Consider the following 23,545-nt stretch of genomic DNA (forward strand, 5'->3'; position numbering starts at 1 on the left):
TATTTTTATTCTCTTATTCTATAAGCTTCAGTTAAAACAGCAACTAACACTTCGTTATTAATTTCTTCTAAAGTGCTATAACGAAGTGACTTTACCGCTTTTCTTTTTTCTGAAACAACGAACTCATTATACATTGTAAGTGGAGTTTTAGAATAAAAACCAACATCTACATATCCTTTTTTAGTTGCATTAAAATAGCATAGAGGTTTCCCTTTTAAATAATAAAAAGGAATCTTCCATTTGTACAATAATTCTACCTCCTCAAAGTTTGTTTCTATTAAAATTTGCAAATGCAATAAAATAGACTTGAATGGCTCTTGTTGTTTTAAGATATATTCTTCGGCTGGTTTCATAATTTAAAAATACAGCATTTTTTTATTTGTCAAATTAAAATAAATACATTTACTTTGTATTTCAAAGTTCTTTAAACTATGAGTGAAAAAGATTATTTAAAAGACATTACAGAAATTAAAAACTTAATGAATAAATCCTCTCGATTTATTTCTTTAAGTGGATTATCTGGGATTATTGCAGGAATTTACGCTTTAATTGGAGCTTCATTTGCCTATTGGTTAGTTCAAAATAGTGAACAAGGCTATTTAATGTTAGATGGTAGAATCTTTCGTTTAGTTATTTCCGATTTACTTATCGTTGGATTCCTTAGTATTTCTACTGCTATCTTTTTAACCACTCGAAAAGCTAAAAAGAACAACGAAAAAATTTGGGACGCAACTACGAAGAGGTTATTAACAAGCTTCTTAATTCCTTTAATAGCAGGAGCTATATACATTATTATTATTTTAAATCAACAACGCTACGGACAAACCGGAGCACTAATGCTTTTATTTTACGGTTTGGCGCTATTAAACGCCTCTAAATATACCATAGGTGATATAAAATACCTTGGATACACTGAAATTGTATTAGGTTTAATTTGCGCTATTTTTCCTGGCTATGGTTTTTGGTTTTGGGTCTTAGGTTTTGGAATAATGCATATAGTTTACGGACTAGTTATGTATTTTAAATACGATAAAAAATAGTTGCTTATTTTCGCAAAAAATATAGTTTTTGAAAAACATTATTCTAAATATAAATAAAGCTTTTGATCATAGAATACGCCTAGGTATTATGTCGGTTCTAATGGTTAATGAGTATGCTGAATTTAAAACGCTAAAAGAACTTTTAGGCGCTACAGATGGAAATTTAGCAAGTCATTCAAAAGCATTAGAAAAAGTAGGCTTTATTAGAGTAGAAAAACAATTTATAGGACGAAAGCCAAACACGAGATACTATGCTACTACTGAAGGAAAACTTGAATTTAAAAAACATATTGAAGCTTTAGAAAAGCTAATTAATAATAAATAAATTTTTTTACTCATTTACTTTGAATTTCAAAGTTCTTTAAAAACAACAAACTATGGAAACAATAAATAACAAAAGTGGGAAATTTGCTAAATGGATTAGAACATCAATAACTGCTAGAATGGCTATGGTTGGCTTTTTAATTTTAATTCTACTAATTCCTTTATCCTTTATAAAAAGTTTGATTAACGAACGAATGCATAGGCAAAAGGAAGTAGTACAAGAGATAAATCAGAAATGGGGAAAAGAAGTACTTTTATACGGACCTATTTTAAAAATCCCTTATAAAACTTATCATAAAAAATCGATTTTAAATCAGCAAACTAAAGAGTTACAAACTGAGATGATTGAAGAAATTAACTATGGTTATTTTTTTCCAGAATCGCTAAACATAAATTCTACCATAAATCCAGAAGAAAAAAAACGAGGGATTTATAAAACAGCAGTTTATAAAAGTCAAATAAACATCACCGGTGATTTTAATATCCCTGACTTTAGTGAACTAGACATTAAAGAGGAAGATATTTTATGGAATAAAGCCAAGTTAATTATAGAAACTTCAAATCTTAAAGGTGTGAATAGTTTGGTTGAAATGAAACTTAACAATAACTCGTATTCTTTTACTTCTAAGTATGAAAATAAGAACAGAAGATCAAACTATTTAGATTTACATAAACTGGAAAGTAAATTTCTACAAAAAGAAGATTTGCCTTTAAAAAACAATGTCAGTTTTAGTTTAGAAATGAACATAAACGGTAGTAAACAAATTCGTTTTATTCCAGTAGGAAAAGAAACCAATGTTCAAATAAAGTCTGACTGGAAAACGGCTAATTTCTTAGGAGAATACTTACCACATAATTCAAACAAAATAACTAACGATGGTTTTAATGCAAAATGGAAAGTATTGGATATTAACAGACCTTTTTCTCAACAATCTTTTAGCGGTATTCCTAATTTAAAAGAATATGCTTTTGGAGTAAACTTTATGATTCCTGTGGATGAATATCAAAAAAGTGAGCGTTCTACCAAATATGGTTTCTTAGTAATTGTTTTAACCTTTTTAGTATTCTTCTTAATTCAAACTATGAGTAAAATTTCTATTCATCCTTTTCAGTATTTAATGATAGGAATTGCTTTAACCATGTTTTACACCTTATTAATATCAATCTCAGAGCATAGTAGCTTTTTAAAAGCATATATTATTGCAGGAATAAGCGTGGTTGCATTGATATCGCTGTATTCAAAATCTATTTTAAAAGGCATTAAATTCCCTGTCTTTATTGCACTTTCTTTAATTGCTTTATACTCTTTTATTTTTATAATAATTCAATTAGAAAACTATGCTTTATTGGTAGGAAGTACAGGTTTATTTGTCATTTTAGCTTCAGTAATGTATGCTTCTAGAAAAATTGACTGGCAAAACGAATAAATAAATTTTATAAAATCAACGTCAAACCTTTAAAAGGTTTGACGTTTTAAAAATTAGCTATGAGATTACATATTAAAAGCCTTATTATTTCTTTATTATTATTGATAACAGAATTATTAATAGCACAAACTTCAGGGTTTATAAGACATACTTTTGGAGACTATTTGGTCGTTATTTTATTGTATTATGTATTAAAATCCTTTTTCAATTTACCTCCTAAAACCATAGCAATAGCAGTATTACTCATCTCTTATACTATAGAAACTTTACAATATTTCAATTTTGTTAAGTTGATTGGACTAAGCAATTCTAAAATAGCTAACATTATGATAGGAAATACATTTAGCATAAGTGATTTAATCGCTTATACACTGGGTGTTATTACTGTCTATTCTATCGAAAAAAAATTAGGTACAAAGAATCATTAATTTTACTGTAATCATTGTGTATTATCTCGACAAAAGGGGATATCAAATTAATTAACAATGAAAAATAATTACCGATTAATACTATCTGCTTTTGCAATGATTAGTATTTCAACAGTTTCTAACGCACAAGGATTATTGGATGGTTTTACTCCTAAAAAGGGCGACTTATCTGTAACCGCTTCTTATTCAAAAAGTACATACGACAAATTCTATTTAGGTGATGTAAAAGTGGATGCTGTACCAGCACATAATGAGATAAATCAGAATATATATTCTCTTTATGCAAAATATGGTATCACAAATCGTTTATCAGCTGTAGTTAATCTTCCTTTTATTTCAGCAGAAAACACAAGTGGTCTTGCTGATCCAGTAAATGGACAAAGCTCAATGTCTGATTTACAAGATATTTCAATCGCTTTAAAATTAAATGCTCATAAATTTACTTTCAAAAAAGCAGATTTAAATATTATAACTGGAGTTACTGCTGTTATTCCTACTGGATATGAGCCAAACGGAATTTTATCTCTAGGAAGTGGTGCCTTTGGTATTGATGTAACTGCTGGATTGCACTTAAACACAAAAAGTGGTTTCTTTTCAACACTTTTAGCAGCTTATAACCTTAGAGGTGATGCTGATAATAATTTAACTCCTGGTGGTAAATTTGGAGTGCCAAATGCTTTTGTTACTATGGGTAAAATTGGATACGCAAGTGACTTTATTTACGTTGAAGCTTGGGCAGATATTTCAAACTCTGAAGAAGGAGTTGATATTGGTGGTCCTGGTTTTAATGGAAATTTTCCAGAAACAAATGTAGATTATACTAGAATTGGATTGACTGTATACAAAAACATTATTCCTCAATTAGGTGTTAGTTTAGGATATGGTAAAGTAATAGATGGAAGAAACTTAGGTGACTCAACTACCTTTACAGCTGGATTAACTTATAATGTTTCTTTAAAATAAAAAGAGTTTACATTTTAACTCCATATAAAAAAGAGCGCTTTAAAAGCGCTCTTTTTTTGAATCTATTTTGTAGTAAAATGTTCTGCACAAAAAATTAAAATTGTGTTTTAAGTTTACGTAAAATATCATCTAAACCATTTAGCTGCATTTCGTATACCAATCCCATCATTTTCCCCAATTTCCCAGCAGGAAAACCTTTGTTCTTATACCAAACAAGATAATACTCAGGAATATCAACTAAATAGGTTCCTTTATATTTTCCAAAAGGCATTTTCATCTTTGCAGTATCAATTAAAAACTGTTTGTCTGGCAACATATGTTTTAGGCTATAAAAAAACCCGCTCATAGCGGGCTTTATTTTTATTCTTTTCCGTCTACGTAATCTTGTAAATATAAATAACGTTCGGTTAATTTTCCATCGTTGGTAGTCATTTTAGCTCTTTCTAAAATACCATCTTTATCCTCATTGTAAAATGCAGGAATAACGTGTTCTAAAAACATATCACCAAAACCTTCACTAGCATCTTTTGGTAATTCACATGGTAAATTATCTACAGCCATTACCGTAATAGCCTTCTCATCTTTAAAATCAATTTCAGATTCAGTTGCTGGATTATATCCATAAATCGGATCGGCAATTGTTGAAGGTCTTATGGTAGAAGCAACTGGCCCATCAATATCACATGATATATCCGCTACATACTTTATTCTAAAATCTGCTTGTTTAGCATCTTCCCTTGTAAAGAAATAAGGTGCTCCATCACCATAAAAATGACCAGCGATAAAGAAATCTGTTACTTTAGCATACGGCATAAAGTTACTTTCATATCCGGTTGCATCTTTATAAAACTCGTACTTATCTCCTACTTTACCGTCTTTTCTTTTGCTATACTCCATTACATCTGCCATACAATATACAGGCTCTGTAAAATCAGCTGTTAAATACAAAGCATCGCTCACCTGCTTTATTTGTAAGTGATCTAAGATTTCTTTTGCTCCTAGTGCTACTTTTCCTGTACCGGTAAGTAAAATCTTAATGTTTGGTATGGTAATTTTATCTAACTCAGCCTTTACTTCATCTAAATCTGCTAAGGTTTCTACTTTTGGTAAGTTAAATAAGTTTTCTCTTATCCCTAAAGCTCTAAAACCATTGTAAGCTCCTACTAAACCAGCATAACGTCCAAATCCAATTAAACGTGCGCCATTTTCTTTTACAATAGTTTCATGGTCAAACATTTCAATGTTTCTTTCCAACATTCCTTTTAACAACTTACGGTTATAAGGTTGCTTTTTGATAGTGTGCGAAAAGAAAAAATATTTTTTGTTAGGTATTAATGCGTCTAAAGGAACTTCTTTTACTCCTAATAACACATCGCAATCAGACATATCGTCTGTTACTTCAATACCTAAGTTACGGTAAGCATCATCGTTAAAAACTCGAATATCAGAACTTTCTACTTTAATCTCTGCTGATGGAAATTTTTCTTTTAGCTCTTTTAATTTTTCTGGTGAAAACACCACTCTTCTATCTGGAGGATTTTTACGTTCTTTGATGATTCCGAATTTCATTGTTGTTTTTTGTATAGAATTAAACAAATTGATTGTAATTGTTTTAAATTATTACAATTTAGGCGAAAATACTTGTTTTAAAATTATTGAACAAATACTATTTTCATATATTTGTTGCCCGTTAATTTCAACGGTAAAAAGAATTGCAATTACTTTCTTTTTAGAAAATAGACAAAGGCATATTTTTTGCTGAGCTATAGGTATATTCTTTGACATATTGGGGACGACTGGTTTTGACAGCAAGGCCAGTGATAATGTAAGCATACCGAGGAGTGAGATGACAACTCGTTAAACTTATTTCAACTTTTTAAACGGCGAAGATAACTACGCTTTAGCTGCATAATCCGAATCATAGTAAGATTAGCCTCGGCGCACAAGGTGCGCAAGCTTTATGTCCACGAAAAGCCTTGGTTTACGGCGTTTCATTTTTGGGCATCGTAAAAGTAAACATAGAAGACTTAGCACTCCGATAAGTTTTCGAAATTTAAGGAGATAAGCTAAAAGTGGGTGGTTTTGAATCAGCTTTTAGTCGAAAACTAAATCAAAACTAAGTATGTAGAAAGCCTTTGAGCTGCTTGTTTGGACCCGAGTTCGATTCTCGGCGTCTCCACTATTAACCCCTTTGAATAATTAACTACTAGTTAGTTATTATAACCAAGGGGAAATAAAAGGGGAAAAATAAATTTTATTTTCCCCTTTTTTATTTTTCATAGTTTTAGTTTGTAATTTTATCTTCTAACTCACCTTCCTTTATCCTAGCTTTATGAATGCAGCTATTTATTTTATCAATAAGTATAAAATTATAATTTCCTCTAGTATATACAGTTCATTCGGATATATCTAACTCTCTTTCTGTCGTAAGAAAAACATTACTCTTTTCATTTAAACCAGATAGCTTTCATAAATCCTAAATACTTTTATTATGACTCTATTTCTTCTTTTTTTATTTTAGTATTTTGAATTTAAAAAAATAGTCCCTCAACTGCATGAAAAAAGATAAAACAAAAGGTTATTTTGATTTAAACCCTTTAACCCCTTTAGTCTTAGATAAAACACAATATGGTGTTGATACATATCTTAAATCCTTAAAGTTTGGAATTGACAATAAAGATATTCATAATATAGCATTAACAGGAAGTTATGGTTCAGGTAAAAGTAGTATTCTTAAAACATTCCAAAATCAACATAATGAATATGAATATTTAAATATTTCACTTGCTTCATTTATTGAAGATGAAAAAAAACATGGTGCAGATTTATCAAAAAAGGAAAGTAACGAATTTCAAAAAAAAGTAGATTCTAATAATAGTATTGATAGAACAATAGAATTAAGTGTTTTACAGCAACTATTCTATAGAGAAGAATATGAGAAAACTCCTTATTCAAGGTTTAGAAAAATAAAAAATATTAATTCAAATGAGCTAAGTATTAAAGCTCTAATTATCGCATTTTTTATATTAATTACTTACTTTTTATTTGATGATAACTTCTTAAACTTCATTTTTAAAGCTAACTCTTTAAAAGTAAAATTTGTTTTATCACTTCTATTTCTTTTTGGGCTGCATGAGATTTTATTATACATTTTTAAATTTTTTAATCACAACAATATAAATAATTTAAACCTAAAAAAATTTGAAATAGGGCTTAGTAAAGATGATGACGAATCTATTTTAAATAAGCATTTAGATGAAATCATTTATTTTTTTGAAGTTACTAATTACAGTGTTGTAATAATTGAAGATTTAGACAGGCTTAAAAACACTTTTATTTTTACAAAGCTTAGAGAAATAAATCAATTATTAAATAATTCAAAGCAAATAAATAGGTCTATTAACTTTATATATGCTACCAAAGACGAATTATTTAATGAAAAAAGTAGTAGAACAAAATTTTTTGATTTAATAATTCCAGTAATACCAATAATAAACCCTTATAATTCTAATGATAAAGCTATTGAAATAATAAATAATTTAGGTAAAGAGTTTAAATTAGACAATAGTTTTTTAACTGAAATTTGTGTCTATATAGACGACATGCGATTACTAAATAATATTAGTAATGAATACGTAATTTATAGGAAAATTTTAAGTAAAAAATTAAATCCAGAAAAACTTTTTTCTATTATTGTTTACAAAAACATTCATCCTGATGATTTTTCTCTATTGAATAAAAATAAAGGAGAGCTTTATGAAATATTAAATAGCAAGAATGATTTTAAAGAAAAATTTTTGGATAGAATAAATAATAAAATAAAAAAACTCGAAACTAAAATTGATGATTTAAATGAAGAAAAAACAAATAGCTATGAGGAATTAAAATCTATTTATATATATGCTCTATTAAAAAAGTATCCACATCTATTAGCTTTAAAAATAAAAGGAGAAATCATTAGAGTTAATAATCTCTATAAGGATGAAAACTTTCGTAGATTTAAGAATTCTTCTAAAGAAATTGGTCTCATTTACACAGATGATAATGTTTTTGAATATAGTCGACCATATGTTAGTCTAAATAGTGATACAAACATTTTTTCTAAAATAGAAAAAGATTTAAATAATAAAACATTTGATGAACGACATAGATTACTTTTTAAAAAAGATATTCAGGGTTATCAAGAAAAAATTAGAGAATTAAACATTAAAAAAAATAATATTAAAAAGTTTTTATTCCATGAAATTTATAATCAATTAGATGAAAATGAAAAACATATTTTAAATAATAAAAGTAATAAAAAGTTAATTTTTTATTTATTAAGAAACAACTATATAAACGAGGACTATTTTGACTACACTTCTCATTTCCACGGAATTAGCCTAACCACAGAAGAAAATGATTATTTGCAAACTGTTAGAAATGGAGGGGTTCCAGACTATAACTTTTTAATTAGAAATCCTAGGAATTTTTTAAAAAAACTAAAGAATATTACATTAGAAAAGGAAAGTATTTTTAATAATAGTTTACTTAATTATTTAATTATTAACAAAGATGATTATAAAAACGAGCTGTCAATATTTATTAAAAGAATTCTTAAATATGATAAAGCTTCCATAACTTTTCTAGATAATTATTTTGACAAAGGAACAGAAGTAAAAGAACTTGTCAATATTCTTTGTGAATATAATATTAATTTTTGGGATGTAGTTGATAATAATAATTATTGGAGAAAATCTAAGGAAAGTTATTTTAGTTTGTTATTAAAATGTTTAAAACTCGAAGATTTAAAAAAAATTGCTCAAGGATCTTCTTTAAAAGAATTCATCAGTGAGAAATATGATTTTATTAACACTTTTACTAAAGAAAATTCTATTGAAAAAATTGCTAAATTTTTAACGGGATTAAAAATTAAATTCAAAGAAATTACTCGCCCCAAAAATCATGCAGTTCTATTTAATTATGTATATGATAATTATTTATATGAAATAAATTTCTACAACATTACCCTTTTTGCTAATTATTATTTGAAGAATGATTTTGATAATAAAAAATTCCTAACAAAGAACTACTCATACTTGGCAGAGTCAAACCTTATTAGTTTGTCAAATTATATAGAAATTAATATACAAGACTATTTAGACAACGTCTATCTTAAATTGGATAATGAAAAAGAAGAAAAAGAAGAATTTTTAATTAGACTTTTAAATAACTCAAAAATAAATATTAATACGAAAAGAAAGCTTGTTAACGTTAATAAAACTAAAATAGTTTCTCTTAAAAATATAAGTGATGAAAATTTAAAAAATCACTTATTTCAACTTAGAAAAATTGAAACTAAATGGGATAATATATTTTCATATTATAAACTTTCTGCAAATCAAAAAATTTCAAATAAAGAAAGTATTATGATTTCCCTTGAAAAGTATTTAAATACACCTGAAATCTTTAAAGAGTTGGCTGACAATGAAAGGTTGTATATGAATAAATATGACGAATTAGAAAGAGAAACAATAAATAGTATTTGTGCCAAAATTTTATTAAACGATAACATTACAAATCAGAGTTTTTGGCATTTAATACATTCCATTACAGAAGTAAATGAAGATTTCCCTTTTGAAAAGTTAAATTATGAAAAAGTTGAAATTTTGGTTATGACTAGAATGAAATTTAACTCAAGAAATTATTTAAGCTTGAGAAATAATTACCCTGATTTACATTTGAATTTAATAGAAAAAAATATTGATTTATTTATAGAAAATCTAAAAAACAATGAATCCCATTATATTGAAGTTAAACAAGACGCTGAAAATTTTCCTTTCAATGTTGATGACTTCAATTTATTATTAAAAAGAAATATAATTAATGATAAAAATATTTTTTCACTCTTAGATTTTCTTGACACGAAAGAAATTGTAAAGAATCAAGAACTGACTAATAGAATAGCAGAAATTTTAAGTAAAACGGACAGAATGCCTTTCTTTATTGACTTTGATTTAATTTTAGCTATTTTCAAAAATCATAAATCAATAAATAATAAAATAGTTATATTGAATAGATATATCAATAGATACAAACCAAAGGAGATAATTAGTTTATTACAGTTATTACCTAATCCCTATAATCAATTGCTGCAAAAAAACAAACGAGTTAAAATTGCATCCAATAGCGAAAACTCTAGTTTAATTGGAAATTTTCAAGAAAGGAATTTGATATCTTCACATTATTTTGATGGGGATTACATAATAATTAATATGAAAAGAAAAAAAATAGATTAATATGAAACCTTTTCTAAATTTCGAGTTATAAACAAGTTATAATTTTCTAAGCAAACTTCTGTTCATTTTTTATATTCTTCTTACTATAATTCAACAGTTGGATTCTTAAACAAAAAAAGAGGTTATCACCTCCAGACACCTCTTTTCTATAACAACATTAAATTCCTAATAAAGTAATTTATTGTAATTATTAATTTTATTATATAAATCACATATTTTGCATAATTAAGACATTCTGTTCTGCCCTATTGTTACCTATTCAGAAAAACACAAAAGATAACCTCAAGACATTATATTTGCTATAAAAAGATTGGAGAAATGAAACGTAAATTAATTATCCTACTAATTGTTCTAAGTAATCTTCCTAGTTTTTCACAAACAATAGCTGATTTTTTTATAACAGTACCGGATAGTTCCATGATGAGCTTATCTAAAGAAAAAAGAAAACAAATTTTGAGATATTCATCCGATAACTTAACAAAAAAAGACGCTTACAAGGATTTAAGAGATAGTAAAAACCTTTATGCTTTTGATATTTTCGATAAAAAAAATGGGTACCTAAGAATGATTGGTGCATTTGAAGGTCAAGTCCAAATGTGTTATTGGAATTTAAAAAATGGTAACAAATTAATTGCCATATATATTGAGGGCTGTGGACCTGTATGCTATATAGAACAATTTGATTTCTATGAATATGATGGCGTAAAATTCAATCCCATTAACTGGAAATCTATAATCCCAGAGATTTATAATGATTTTCTTGGAGCTGATTATAAAAAGAAACTAAAAACATTAAAAGAGCAAGATATTTTGGCTACTCTATTATTTGAGTTACCTAGAAATGGTAAAAACATTATAGGGAAATGGGGAAATGAAGATTCTCAAAAAGTTTATAGAAATTTTAGTATTGGCGATCGAATGAATTTGAAGTGGAATGATGGTAGTTTTTTAAAAGGAAACATCTACTGGAAAAAATAAACTGGAAACCTATATCCATAAATTTAAAAGCCACCCTATTGTTAGAATGGCTTTTTTTGAATTATTTACAATTAGAATTAATTCCTTTGAAAAACGCTAATCTATAAGCGGTTTCATGACCAATTTTTTGTGACATCCACTCCTTCCAGTTATTTGAGTTTTTATCCGTTGGTTCGCTACCCAACACACAATTCCCAGTTAGCATAGTATACATATATGCTGCTGTGGCTTTATCTAAGTTTCCATGCATATGCCAGTTATCGCTATAAGCAGATTGAGAAGGAATCGCTTCTTTAAGCTGAGCATACAAAGTACGAATAGGTATAGCACGTGCATTTGGTAATTCAGATTTTCTAACCATATATAATGCAGTACCTAAATCTGTACTATTATTTGTTTCGTTATAACGTTTATCTAAACCATAAAGCATTGATGTATTTCCATGGTTACCATTGTCTTGCATAGGGAATCCAAAAGAAAAATCGAATTTAGTTGGATCAATTTTATAACGTTTGTTAGGTTCAAAATTTGTATTAGCCCTTCCATAATTAAAATTAATAGGAGGTGTACCGTTCTTTACAAGAGTTCTACTTGATTTATTAAAAACCCATTTTAATCCATTTAAAATACCATTTTCAGAACTAGTACCAGTATGATTGTAGTTTAATACATTATCACTTATATCACAATTCATAAAAGGTGATATAAAAGTAGGATTACCAGAATAATGCTCCTTATTTTTTTCTTCATTTTTAGTTTTTAAAACAATATCTGCAATACTATTATCATATTCATATTTTGAAGTTGTAGCATTTTTATCTAAAATATGAGTATAAATAGCAGCAGCTGCTAAATAAGCTCCATTTGGAGTTGGATGCGTTGTAGCTTTATCTTTTTTTGAACTTGGTAGATTTTTCCAAGACAATCCAGCAGGAATAGTTTCTATGTCTGTACCATCAGCTGTACGATAGGTATATTCTGAAAAATGATTTATTGAAGCAGTTAAAGTTTCATCTTTAGACCATTGCATTAAAAGTAAAGGTTTAGCTCCACCTTCAGCAACTTTTTGGGCAATTTTATGAACACCTAAAGAATAGTATCCTGGTAATTTAGCAATGATATATGGGTCGGCAGTAATTACAACATAATCCCATTTTTTAGCATCTTTACTCGCTAAATTATTAAATCTTTTTTCTTGATTTTCTGGCCAGTAGTAATATTGTAATAAAGAATGTGCATAATGATTTTCATTATATGTATTCACACTTTGACCTAAACCATAAGTAACTACTTTACTTTTATAAATATCTTCAAAAGAAATAGTTACATCTAAGTTATGAGACGCATCTTGTGTTAGAATATTCTTTAACTCCTCTCCTATTTTATCTGAAGAGAATGCACTAACACTAGAATTTATAGATTTACTTGATCCAATGATTAGAATATTAAGTTTTCCATCTTTATTTATATCAGCATTAACCGTTGTATTAGGAGGAGGATTTTGATCAGATGGCAATGAAGAATCATCTGAACAACCTGTAAGAAACAGCAATAATGTAGTTAAATAAATTAACTTTAAGGGGTTGTAGAAAAAAGGGGTAGTTTTCATAAGTTTTTTAAATATAAAATAATAAATATGAAATCTTATATAATATTTTTCAACTACAGTTTATAAATAGATGTTATGTATTATAACTGATTCTTAAATAAAAAAAGTTATCAACTCAAGACAACTCTTTTCTTTGATAACATTAAATTCTTAAAAAGTAATTTGTTTTATATTATAGCTGATTTCACCATATAAAACGATTGAGTTTTTATTTACCCTACTAAAAAATATAGTTTTTAAAAGGGTGATTGAATTCTTAAAATAAGAAAAGAGGTTATCACCTCCAGACACCTCTTTTCTATGACAACATTTAATTCTTGATAAAGTAATTTGTTGTAATTATTAATTTCATTGTATAAAACAACCAAGTTTTTATTTACCCTAATAAATAATATATTTTTAATTTATTATTCATAGTACGTGTAAACTTTAGTTAAATAAGGTTTTCCCTTACTTATTTTACGGGACAAACACATCTGTTTGATTTTTAAATATTTAGATTTAAAAAATCTAAACTTCAAATTATGATAAAGAACATCTCAAATCTTGGCAACATGCTTAGTAAGCAAGATCAGCAATCAATTAATGGAGGAGCCTCACAATGTTTTAAATATTGTAATCCTCAAGGACAATACATATTTTTTTGTCCTCCACACTGGGATCCAGTTAACATGGGACCATGTCCTTAAAAATAATAGCGGACTTCGGTTCGCTTTTCTTTTATTATACTCTTTATACTACTGCTATTTCCAGTCTCTTTTGTAACGTTTTACTTCTTATAATGACTAATAATTAAATTGCAATTATGAAACCCCAAAAAGAGAAAAGAATTTCCGATTACGATACAACTGGTGAACTAGGTTTTAATGAAATGATTGGTGCTATTTTTTATATGTTTCTAGGAAGATTAACGAAAGACTACAAGTATTATCATCAACTAAAATTTCAAAAGAAAAATATCATTACTGGTTACTTCTTAAAGCTTTTTATTGTTTTTGGATCAATAATATTATTCTATTTTTTGTTGTTTTAACTACAGACCTCTTTTATTTTGATTTTACTATTTTCGCTTTATGAAAAACAGCTATAATCAACTTAATATAGAATATGTAGAAACTAAAAAAGTTTCTCTCAGAATTAAATATATTGCTATTTTATTTGCTATAATTTTTACATTTATTCCTTTGGCCGAACTCATTAATGATTTTGATTATAATTATATTGTATCATATTATTATACATTTGGATGTTTGGGACCTATTAAATAACCCACTGTTTTTAACGTTTGTATATTAGCTTTATGTTCCTATTCAACTTTCCTTTCATTATTTCTATCTTTGGAAAAAATATTTTGAAGATCTATCCTATATTAGCATTGCTGCTTCTACTTCCTTTTGTTCTTTTCGTTCCTGGTTTAATTTATTCTTTTTTAAATAAATTTTTAAAAAACAGCTACCTTAAGAAGGTTCAAAAATTTATAACTTTTATTATTTACTTAGTTTTATTCGTTATATATGTTGAATATATTTTAAAGTTAGATTTTTATACTTTTATTTAATTACAATCAACTAACAACACTTATTAGTGTTGTTGTTTTTTAGTTTTGATTCATGAAAGGAAAAATTAAAATCACTATTTTAGAAGTAATAATTGCTTTTATCATATCTAAATCTTTGATTTATTTCGATATAGACTATATACATAAATTATTAAGCTTTTTTAGTTTAGATATAAATGATTCTAATACATATAGAATTTGGTTTATAATACTTTCGCTTTGTACTCTTTTATTTTTTATCTTTTCTAAAACAATAAAACAACCCAAATTGAAATTTTTATTAGATAGCCTATTATATATTATACTTTACACAACTTGGTTAACTATTTTGTTTTTAAGTTATTTGTAACACTACACTATTTACATTAGTTAAATAAGGCAAACCCTTACTATTTCTACGGTTTTTTCTTATTGATTTAATTATTTACTATTTAAATTTAATGCATTAAAACCCTCAAATTATGTTAGAAAAAATTTCAAACTTAGGTTCATTATTGGAAAAAAATGAGCAAATTTCTATTAATGGTGGGCGTAGAGCCTGCTATAAATATTTTGAATGTATTGGAGGATACATCAATACATGTTTACCATATATTGATCCTTGTCCATGATCAACTAAAAATTTCAAAAGCGAACTGAAGTTCGCTTTTTTTATTGCTTTCTAAATTTTGGATATAAAAAACACCTTTTATAAGGTGTTTGAAATAAATATTTATTTTCGTTTAAATACTGTATTTAACTAGTCAGAGTAGATTTAGATGCAATCAAATCCGTTGTAGTTAAAGTTACATTATCGAAAATCATTTTTTCATTGATTTATTGTAACTTATTCTTCAATATCAAATAAATACTCAACTGTAACTTCAAAAAATCTAGCCATTCTGATTGCTAAAATTACTGAAGGGTTAAATTTATTTTTTTCAATTGCGTGAATAGTTTGCCTTGAAACATTTAATTCTTTTGCTAAATCTGCTTGAGTTAAGTTATGTCTAGCTCTTTCTACTTTTACAAGGTTTTTCATAAATACATTTTTCTTTTGATAAAAAATATTACTATGTAAGACCAAAGTAATGGAAATATAAAGAAATTTAAAGTCAGTTTTAAGTCTTTAGCAAAAACGTACATTAAAATTGTAACCAACAATCCAATTATAAAAGTAAATTGAAAAGATTCTAGTCGCAATTTATCTATGTAATCGTCTTCTACCTTTTCTTTTGAAGTCATAAAAATTAGCATTGCTATTATTGCAATAAAATCAATTCCATAATTTAACGCTCCTCCAGAAAAAGCATTTAAAAGCCCTTGTATTCCATTGCCTGATTCCGTTACTTTTTGGGAAGTATTAAGAAAATTTAAACTTCCATTAAGTAAAGAAGCAATAATGAAAAGGATTAATCCAATTTTTTTATACCAATTTGGTAATATTTGTATTTTCATATTCTATTATTTTTACACAAAAGTAAACAATACTTTACATTAAGAAAAATAAACTAGACATTTATTAATCATTTCCCCTTTTTTATTCTTGACAATACATCAACGAAATTTTTAGTTTATAAATCTCAAATCCTACAATTACTTTAATTCTTATTTCTAAATTTTTGACATAAAAAAACAACACTTAATAAGTGTTGTTGTGTGATAAACAATAATTTTCCACAGGTGATATGTTGTTTTATTTTTTTACCATTGAAAAGATAAATTATAATAAAAATAAGCAGAAACATAAGTATAAACACAACATACTAAGCAACCTAAAATTAAAAACACTATCCTAAACCTTTCCATTTTTAGTTTGTTATTAAAATAATAATTATCGAATATTTCAACTAAAATGCCGCTTGAATAAAAAATATTAGCTATTATTCCTGAAAGTATTATCCCAAGTATATCTGATATAACGAATATATTTTCTGTCGCTACATTGATACCTTTAACTATTCCAAACACTCCTGAAAGCCCAACAAGCAAATTGAAAATCCATCTCTTAGATTCCCACCATTTAATTCCATCTATTATTCTTTCAGATTTGATACTTTTAAGTTCTTTAGGCATTAAGATTCTCTTTTATATTTTAAGGTATAAATATATGTAATATTCAAATCTATACTTTATTTCTTACCACAATTACTTCAATAAACTTTTCTGCTTTTAGAGAGTGAGCAACTAAATATATTCAATGTTTTCGTATCTCTTAACTTTTACATTTTTTCCATTCCAATTACATTCAAAACTAATAATCAATCGTAGAAGTTATTATAACTGTTAAGTGATAAAAATCATAAAAGCCTCATAACTCTTTTATTATTTTTATTAGTGATAGAATGAGATGTTTAATTAAAAAACAATTCAAATGTTGAAGTATATACTAGCATGGTTTCCAATGATTATTATTGCCATAGCTAACGGATTTTTTCGAGAAAAACTTTTAGTAAACTATTTTGATAAACTTCAAGCACATCAGTTATCTTCTGTAAGCATGATTGTTTTGTTAGCTATATACAACTGGATTTTATTTAAAATTTTCTTTCCAACATCTGTCAATCAAGCAATATCTATTGGACTAATTTGGTTATTATTTACAATAATGTTTGAGTTTTTATTCGGTCATTACGTCGTAGGACATTCTTGGTCTAAACTATTAAATGATTACAATATTTTAGAAGGAAGAGTTTGGTTTTTTGTTCTAATTTGGATTTCTATTGTCCCTTATATTATTTATCGTATACAAGAGTAATGTATAGTATGATTTACAACCTGTTAGTATAGACTAAAATAACTAATAATTTATTTATACTTACTGCAAATATACCTAAGCGTTTTTCCTTTTCTAACATCTAAAAAAACTTAAGTTTTACGGCAAAACCTTACTTTTTTTACGGTTTTTACACTAAATTATTTATTGAATTTTAATTATTATTGCAGCCACTTAAGAGACGTCTTAAGTTCTTTTTCATAGCAATTTTCCCACTCAATCTTTGAGTGGGTTCTTTTTTATAACTTGCATTAATTATTTTCATCTTATCCATAAATTAAGTTTACTGAACTAAACTATATCAATCAACCAACGAATAGCTAATCATTTATTTCCTTAATTACCTTTAATTTGTCACATATATGATTGAGGGGTTGTATATAATTACAGTATGAAAAGAAATGATAATTAGGGGTTGTCATTTCTTTTCTTCTTTATACTTCAATTATCTTTATCTTAACTTTTAAGTCTCTCACCTATACTTTTAAGAATCTTATCTTATTTTTCATTTTTGCCCTTTACTTTTAATCTAAATTGAATATCTAAGCACTTAAAAGTATTTAACATGGTAAAAATTTATTTTTATAAATCTCATCTGAAAGAATTCAATCAGATTTCCGCCAATTTTCAAGATTACTCAAACATTCAAATTAATTCATCTTATTATGGTATCAACCTAATTGAAACTAAACTAGATACTAATAGTAAAATCAGTCAAAATTCAATAAACTTATTTATCAAGTATCTTAAAAATAATTGTGGTTTTATGATTATGTATTAGAGTTTTTTATCTGCAATTATTTTAATAATTTGCTTTTTAACCCCCTATAACTTCTAGTTCATTTCAAAAGAAAACCCTGTACAAGAAATCGTACAGAGTTTTAGTTTAATTAATATATTTTTCTAGTGCTTTGGTGCTCCTGAATCTCCTTCTGGAATGGCTGTATAAACCTCAACATTTATAGGTGTAGCTTGTGGTTTTCCATTCACTTCTTTTATCTTAGACACCGTAGTTATACATGTATTTCCTTTACCTCCATCTGTTCCTAAAGAAAGTACTACCTCATTTCCTGAATTATCGATAAATCCAACTATATACATTAATGGTACTACGGTTAAATTCTTATATGAAACCCCATTATATTCTACTTCTGAGCTGCTTTTAATCACAATTATTTCATTTGATGTTTGATTTAGTTTCAATGGTGCTCCTGCAAATCCCATTAATGGAACCACATTCAATAATGTATTTCCTGTAAAACTAGTTCCGTTATAACTACCTGAAATACTTATTACTGAACCATAATAGCTTCCTGAATTTGGATATGCTTTTTCATATTTACGGGTAAACGTTACTTTTAAAACATCCTCATTAGATTTACTACTTGGAATAGTTAACACCCAACTTTCTCCACTTTTTTCAAATGTCATGGTATCATCAAAAGTATAAAGTGTTGAATTGCTACCTACTTCTGAAACTCCAAGTGTAACCGTATACTCTTTTGAACCATCTGATTTGGCTTTATATTCTCCTTCTATAGAAAGAAAAGCACTTTCTCCTGAAGAAAGTTCATAGAATCCTGAGAACTTTGCTAATTGTTCACTTGCCATATTTGTTCCGCTTACAGGCATTTTTTCAACAGTTTTTACCATTTGTAATGACCTTGGAATAGATAGTTTTGTATTTTTTAAAGAAAAAAGATCATTACATACCTTACCTCCATTTGCTGAAGTTCCCATAATAATACTATAGTTAAAAAGCCCATCTAATGTGCTAAAAGAAAAAACATACATATTTAAATTATAAATAAAAACATCTACCTCTTGAAGATGACCTCCATCTCCTCCAATATTGGTATAGTTGTATTCTAAGGTATTATCTGTTCCTATCTTTAATATTTTATCTCCTTTCCCCTTATCTTCATAATAAGTTCCTGCATACATTGCCATAGGAATAGGATTATTATAAGTTATTCCTTGAATATTTACAGGTGTTTTACTTTGTTCATTCGTAATCTTTCCTTTTAAAGAAGCTGTAATTTCTTGACTATTATCTTCTCGTGTAAAATCAAGTGTAAAACTAGGAACATTACTGTTGCTAGTAGCTTTTGCTATTAATATATTTTCGTTCCAATTTACAGATTCAAAATCTCTGTTTGGCCCTGTAAGATGGTAAACTTCTGAAGATGTTCCATCTGCTGAATAAATTAATGATACATGAGGTGTTACCTCTCCATTTTTTACCAATAAGTTTGTATCTACAGTAAGGAAAGCTCCTGTATTGTTAAGAGCATAATATCCATTAAAAGAAATTAATCCTTCTGCTCCTCCAATAGGATTTTCATAAGAAGCATCGCTCTTTGCGATCTTCAATAAACTATTGTGAAGTTCGGTAGTACTTTCTGCTGATTTACTGGTTACTGGTGTTGTTGGGATAGTTAAAGTTGACATAATTAATAAAGAAATTTAGACTGCTATAGCAGCTGGTTAATAAATTCTTTATCAAATTTCAAATAATCAATGCTACAGAATTAAAAAATTGCTTTAAGACTTTATAAAATTGTAATAAGAGATGAAAAATTTGGCATAAGAGCTCTACCAATTATCTTACTGATAGTCAACATACAATATTTTATAAAAAATGCCATGGTTTATACAAACACATGACATTTAATATCATTTTGGGTCGAATAAATAATATATTATCTATTCCCAAATAAAAGTATTTCCTGCTATTTGTCTTACAGTACTATAGATTCCCATACATAATGTATAAATTTCTCCATGCTCTAAAGCATCATTAAATTGAAGCTCTCCATTTCCTGTATATGATGATTTTGAAACATTAAACTTTTTACCTTCTATTGCATATTTCTCCTCTTTAATGTCCTTTCCTTTTACCAAGTAAATTTTAACACTAGTATTATTATCAAAAATAGATGGTGGAACATTGTATTCAAAAGAAACTGATTTTGGAAGATTCATATCATAAAAAACAGCTGATGATTCAAACTTTCTTGCTCTTCCTTGAATAATTGTTGCAGTTGCTCCTACTGAATTAACATTAGTATTTGCAAAGTGAGGACCAAATTCTAAGGTATAAATTTGAGTTCTAAAATCTAAATCGTTTGATTCAATTGATCCTTTTACTGGATTTGAAGTAGCAGTATGTTCTTTATAAGTGTTTTTTACTACTTTACCATCTTCATCTTTAATTCTAACAAAATATCCTTTGTTAGAACCGTCTAAAGGTAATACTGCTTCAAAATGAAGCATGCTTCTACCGCTTGTTTTTACTTGTGTAATACTTGTTGTTTGAAGCCATTTACTATCTGCATTGAATTCTTTGTATAACGTTGTTAATTCTTTTAATTGTAAATCCATGATTAAATATTTAGTTTTCTTACTCTATTTTAATAGGCTTTTCAGATTTCGCCTTTTGGATTAAAAAGAATGATAGCAGCTACTCAATCGAATATTTTCTTTCAATCTATTTTGACGCCTTAGTTTAAAAAGGCATTCATACTGCCTACTAGATTTCTAGCATGTAAACATTTAGTATAGAAACGTTCAGCTACTCAAAGTTGGGAAATAATTAAAAAGGAAATGCAAAAAATGATATGAGTAAATAATTTTATGTTGTGAATAATTTGTTTGAGATATGTGAAATAAGAATTACATCAATAAAAAATGCTCTTTTATTGAGTTGAGTGAATAAATTACTATGAAAAAGAAACTTTATAACTCCCTGAATATTTAACATACTTTTCTACTTAATAAGAAACCCTGTACTTTTTCAAGCACAGGGTTCTCCCTTACAAAAGGATAACCTATAGAAAACCTCTTTTCTATAATCTTTCACCCCAATAAAAAGGTGGTTCTTGTTTGTTTCTATTATTTCTATATCGATAACCGTACCTTCCCTTACCTAAATCGAAAGTCAAACTAATTTCATGTGCCCCGCTAAGGTATTGGCTTGTATTGGTTAAATAACTCTCATAAGTATATCCAATTTTGGTATTATCGTTTATACGCATTTGTAATAACCCAGCTATCGAGTTATTTAATCTATATGAAATACCTAATTCAATTTGCTTATTATATAATGCTCCTAATGATAAATCTGTAGACATAGGCTCTCCATTTGCATAACGGATCAAAAACGATGGTTTTAACTCAATTTGATCACCTGCTTGAAATTTATAACCTGAAGAGGCATAAAATATAGGACTTTCATTGGCTGAATTTACCGTACTTCCTTCTCTATTGTAATACCTATTTCCCAATAAGTTTAAAGTAGAAAAACTTGCATAAAATTTATCGGTATAAAAGAAAACCCCTGCCCCCATATTAAATTTAAACTCGTTAATATTACTACTAAACAATGCGTCATTCGTAATGCCTAAACTTTGTAAATCTACATTGATAAAACTTCCTCCTGTTTTTAATCCGAAAGACAAGGTTGATTCGTCATTCAATCTAATAGCATAAGAAATATCTCCATATAAATGACTCTCATTTAAAACATAAACTTTATCATAAACTGCTGAAAATCCAATTCCTAAATTATTCCCTAGTCCTCCATGTAAGGTTAATGAACCTGTTTTTGGACTCCCTGGTTCGTTAACCCATTGACTTCTAACATTTGCTGTCAAAGTAAAGAAGTCATGCATACCTGAATATGCCGGATTTATTAAATTGAAGTTATTATTATATTGTGAATAGAAAGGTTCATACTGTGAATATCCTTCTATTGTTATCATAACTATTAAAATACTTAATACTATTCTAAATTTCATTTTCCTTTATTTAATAATTAATGTAAACCCATCCTTTTACCACTTTCATTCCTTCATTAATTTCTAAGATGTAGAAATAAGGTCCTGTTGGTAGTTTCTTCGATTTATTCTCTACCACTCCATTCCAATCATTTTGATAATTTCTGGTATTGAATACACTAACTCCTCTACGGTTTAATATTTGTAATCTGTTGTTTGGATATTTATGTAACCCCTCTATAATGAATATATCATTTACGTTATCTCCATTTGGTGAAAACCCTTTAGGTATGTTTAAATCTGATGAATCACATACATCTCCTACTCCATCTTTATCTAAATCTTTTTGTTCTGGGTTATAAGTAGTAGGGCAATTATCTACATTATTTAAAACACCATCTCCATCCATATCTTCATCACACATATCTGCTATTAAGTCATTATCAATATCATTTGAAGTAAAAGTTATTTCTGCAGTAGCTGTACTTGTTAATCCATTAGAATCTGTGACGGTTAATATTACCTCATGAGCAGTTAAAGTTGGACATTCGAATACTGTTTTGTTTAATTGTAAACTAGCGATTCCACATTCATCAAAAGAACCATCATTAATTTCTTCTGGGGTAATTGTTGCATTCCCATTTTCATCTAATTCAACAACAATATCTTTTGTTATCGCTATCGGTTCTGTTACATCTTCTATGGTTACAATTGCTGTCTTCGTGTTCACGTTCCCATTAACATCTGTTACGGTTAAGGTTACCGTGTTTGCTCCAATGTTTGTACAATCAAATGAAGTTGTGTCTAAACTTACTGATTGAATTCCACAATTATCTGTTGATCCATTATTGATTTGTGCTGGAGTAATTGAAACATTTCCTGTAGAATCTAATTGAACCGTGATATCCTGTGTTACTACTATTGGATTTACTTTGTCTTCTACGGTTACGGTAGCTGCTTTTGCAGCTACATTTCCGTTAACATCCGTTACGGTTAAGGTTACCGTGTTTGTTCCAATGATTGTACAATCAAATGAAGTTGTATCTAAACTAATTGCTTGAATACCACAGTTATCGGTTGACCCATTATTGATTTGTGCTGGTGTAATACTTACATTTCCTGTGGCATCTAATTGAACTGTGATATCTTGAGTAATCACTGTTGGATTTACTTTATCCTCTATAGTGACCGTAGCTGTATTGGTATTTGAGTTTCCATTAACATCGGTTACCGTTAAGGTTACCGTGTTTACCCCAATCTTTGTACAATCAAATGAAGTTGTGTCTAAACTCATCGATTGAATGCCACAATTATCGGTTGATCCATTATTTATTTGTGCTGGTGTAATGCTTGCATTTCCTGTGGCATCTAATTGAACCGTGATATCCTGTGCAACCACTGTTGGAT

22 protein-coding genes and 1 other RNA gene are annotated in these 23,545 nt (G+C 27.7%); 12 read left to right on the forward strand and 11 right to left on the reverse strand.

Going from position 1 to position 23,545, the window contains the following annotated elements:
• Positions 1 to 5 precede the first annotated feature (5 nt).
• Entirely contained in the window at positions 6 to 353 is a 348-nt protein-coding gene (locus F7018_RS12250) for a DUF1801 domain-containing protein (RefSeq protein ID WP_150900354.1), read from the reverse strand.
• A gap of 78 nt (positions 354 to 431) precedes the next feature.
• Between F7018_RS12250 and F7018_RS12255 the strand changes: the two genes are divergently transcribed.
• The 5 genes from F7018_RS12255 to F7018_RS12275 are packed head-to-tail and all read left to right on the forward strand — an operon-like array spanning position 432 to position 4,182.
• On the forward strand, positions 432 to 1,040 hold the full coding sequence (locus F7018_RS12255; RefSeq protein ID WP_150900355.1) for a hypothetical protein: 609 nt from the start codon (positions 432 to 434) through the stop codon (positions 1,038 to 1,040).
• Between the two features lie 28 nt (positions 1,041 to 1,068).
• The gene (locus F7018_RS12260) at positions 1,069 to 1,365 is read left to right on the forward strand and encodes a winged helix-turn-helix domain-containing protein (RefSeq protein ID WP_150900356.1); all 297 of its coding nucleotides are present in this window, start codon (positions 1,069 to 1,071) and stop codon (positions 1,363 to 1,365) included.
• A gap of 52 nt (positions 1,366 to 1,417) precedes the next feature.
• Positions 1,418 to 2,791 (forward strand): cell envelope integrity protein CreD, encoded by a 1,374-nt coding sequence (gene creD, locus F7018_RS12265; RefSeq protein WP_150900357.1) that lies wholly within the window; start codon positions 1,418 to 1,420, stop codon positions 2,789 to 2,791.
• Between the two features lie 59 nt (positions 2,792 to 2,850).
• Positions 2,851 to 3,219 (forward strand): ribosomal maturation YjgA family protein, encoded by a 369-nt coding sequence (locus F7018_RS12270; RefSeq protein ID WP_150900358.1) that lies wholly within the window; start codon positions 2,851 to 2,853, stop codon positions 3,217 to 3,219.
• A gap of 57 nt (positions 3,220 to 3,276) precedes the next feature.
• A complete protein-coding gene (locus F7018_RS12275) occupies positions 3,277 to 4,182 on the forward strand; it encodes a transporter family protein (protein WP_150900359.1) in 906 nt (301 codons plus the stop codon).
• A 94-nt stretch (positions 4,183 to 4,276) separates the two neighbouring features.
• On the opposite strand, the gene F7018_RS12280 is transcribed toward F7018_RS12275, so the two are convergent.
• Both F7018_RS12280 and F7018_RS12285 read right to left on the reverse strand, forming a co-directional pair.
• Positions 4,277 to 4,498, reverse strand: a complete 222-nt coding sequence (locus tag F7018_RS12280; RefSeq protein WP_150900545.1) for a DUF3820 family protein — start codon at positions 4,496 to 4,498, stop codon at positions 4,277 to 4,279.
• A gap of 44 nt (positions 4,499 to 4,542) precedes the next feature.
• Positions 4,543 to 5,751, reverse strand: coding sequence for an NAD(P)-dependent oxidoreductase (locus F7018_RS12285; RefSeq protein ID WP_150900360.1), 1,209 nt, complete (start codon positions 5,749 to 5,751; stop codon positions 4,543 to 4,545).
• 219 nt (positions 5,752 to 5,970) lie between these two features.
• Here F7018_RS12285 and ssrA point away from each other — a divergent pair.
• From ssrA to F7018_RS12300, 3 genes are all read left to right on the forward strand, one after another.
• Positions 5,971 to 6,364: a transfer-messenger RNA gene (gene ssrA / locus F7018_RS12290) on the forward strand.
• Between the two features lie 373 nt (positions 6,365 to 6,737).
• Positions 6,738 to 10,460: a YobI family P-loop NTPase gene (locus F7018_RS12295; protein WP_150900361.1), complete on the forward strand. Its 3,723-nt coding sequence runs from the start codon at positions 6,738 to 6,740 to the stop codon at positions 10,458 to 10,460.
• A gap of 318 nt (positions 10,461 to 10,778) precedes the next feature.
• Entirely contained in the window at positions 10,779 to 11,438 is a 660-nt protein-coding gene (locus F7018_RS12300) for a hypothetical protein (RefSeq protein WP_150900362.1), read from the forward strand.
• A 61-nt stretch (positions 11,439 to 11,499) separates the two neighbouring features.
• Here F7018_RS12300 and F7018_RS12305 read toward each other — a convergent pair whose 3' ends face one another.
• A complete protein-coding gene (locus F7018_RS12305) occupies positions 11,500 to 13,047 on the reverse strand; it encodes a hypothetical protein (RefSeq protein ID WP_150900363.1) in 1,548 nt (515 codons plus the stop codon).
• A gap of 524 nt (positions 13,048 to 13,571) precedes the next feature.
• Here F7018_RS12305 and F7018_RS18505 point away from each other — a divergent pair.
• From F7018_RS18505 to F7018_RS12315, 3 genes are all read left to right on the forward strand, one after another.
• Positions 13,572 to 13,736 carry a hypothetical protein gene (locus F7018_RS18505; protein ID WP_175578726.1) on the forward strand — a complete coding sequence of 55 codons (165 nt, stop codon included), beginning with the start codon at positions 13,572 to 13,574 and terminating at the stop codon, positions 13,734 to 13,736.
• Positions 13,737 to 13,852: 116 nt separating this feature from the next.
• Positions 13,853 to 14,080 carry a hypothetical protein gene (locus F7018_RS12310; protein ID WP_150900364.1) on the forward strand — a complete coding sequence of 76 codons (228 nt, stop codon included), beginning with the start codon at positions 13,853 to 13,855 and terminating at the stop codon, positions 14,078 to 14,080.
• Between the two features lie 40 nt (positions 14,081 to 14,120).
• Positions 14,121 to 14,315 carry a hypothetical protein gene (locus F7018_RS12315; protein ID WP_150900365.1) on the forward strand — a complete coding sequence of 65 codons (195 nt, stop codon included), beginning with the start codon at positions 14,121 to 14,123 and terminating at the stop codon, positions 14,313 to 14,315.
• 1,116 nt (positions 14,316 to 15,431) lie between these two features.
• Here F7018_RS12315 and F7018_RS12320 read toward each other — a convergent pair.
• The 3 genes from F7018_RS12320 to F7018_RS12330 all read right to left on the reverse strand — a co-directional run bounded on the left by F7018_RS12320 (position 15,432) and on the right by F7018_RS12330 (position 16,660).
• Entirely contained in the window at positions 15,432 to 15,626 is a 195-nt protein-coding gene (locus F7018_RS12320; RefSeq protein WP_150900366.1) for a helix-turn-helix transcriptional regulator, read from the reverse strand.
• Positions 15,623 to 16,042 (reverse strand): hypothetical protein, encoded by a 420-nt coding sequence (locus tag F7018_RS12325; protein ID WP_150900367.1) that lies wholly within the window; start codon positions 16,040 to 16,042, stop codon positions 15,623 to 15,625. Before F7018_RS12325 ends, F7018_RS12320 begins: the two co-directional genes overlap by 4 nt.
• A 246-nt stretch (positions 16,043 to 16,288) precedes the next feature.
• Positions 16,289 to 16,660, reverse strand: coding sequence for a hypothetical protein (locus F7018_RS12330; RefSeq protein WP_246175173.1), 372 nt, complete (start codon positions 16,658 to 16,660; stop codon positions 16,289 to 16,291).
• Positions 16,661 to 16,958: 298 nt separating this feature from the next.
• On the opposite strand from F7018_RS12330, the gene F7018_RS12335 reads away from it, so the two are divergent.
• Entirely contained in the window at positions 16,959 to 17,342 is a 384-nt protein-coding gene (locus F7018_RS12335; RefSeq protein WP_150900368.1) for a hypothetical protein, read from the forward strand.
• A 921-nt stretch (positions 17,343 to 18,263) separates the two neighbouring features.
• On the opposite strand, the gene F7018_RS12340 is transcribed toward F7018_RS12335, so the two are convergent.
• The 4 genes from F7018_RS12340 to F7018_RS12355 all read right to left on the reverse strand — a co-directional run.
• Complete coding sequence (locus F7018_RS12340; RefSeq protein ID WP_150900369.1) at positions 18,264 to 19,811, reverse strand: hypothetical protein; 1,548 nt, start codon at positions 19,809 to 19,811, stop codon at positions 18,264 to 18,266.
• A 255-nt stretch (positions 19,812 to 20,066) separates the two neighbouring features.
• Positions 20,067 to 20,744, reverse strand: a complete 678-nt coding sequence (locus F7018_RS12345; protein WP_150900370.1) for a hypothetical protein — start codon at positions 20,742 to 20,744, stop codon at positions 20,067 to 20,069.
• A 464-nt stretch (positions 20,745 to 21,208) separates the two neighbouring features.
• Positions 21,209 to 22,159 carry a PorP/SprF family type IX secretion system membrane protein gene (locus F7018_RS12350; RefSeq protein WP_150900371.1) on the reverse strand — a complete coding sequence of 317 codons (951 nt, stop codon included), beginning with the start codon at positions 22,157 to 22,159 and terminating at the stop codon, positions 21,209 to 21,211.
• Between the two features lie 10 nt (positions 22,160 to 22,169).
• Positions 22,170 to 23,545 (reverse strand): T9SS type B sorting domain-containing protein (locus F7018_RS12355; RefSeq protein ID WP_175578727.1); only part of this gene is annotated, 1,376 nt, incomplete at its 5' end.

Origin of the sequence: Tenacibaculum aiptasiae (assembly GCF_008806755.1) — a bacterium.
Taxonomy (GTDB): Bacteria; Bacteroidota; Bacteroidia; order Flavobacteriales; family Flavobacteriaceae; genus Polaribacter; species Polaribacter aiptasiae.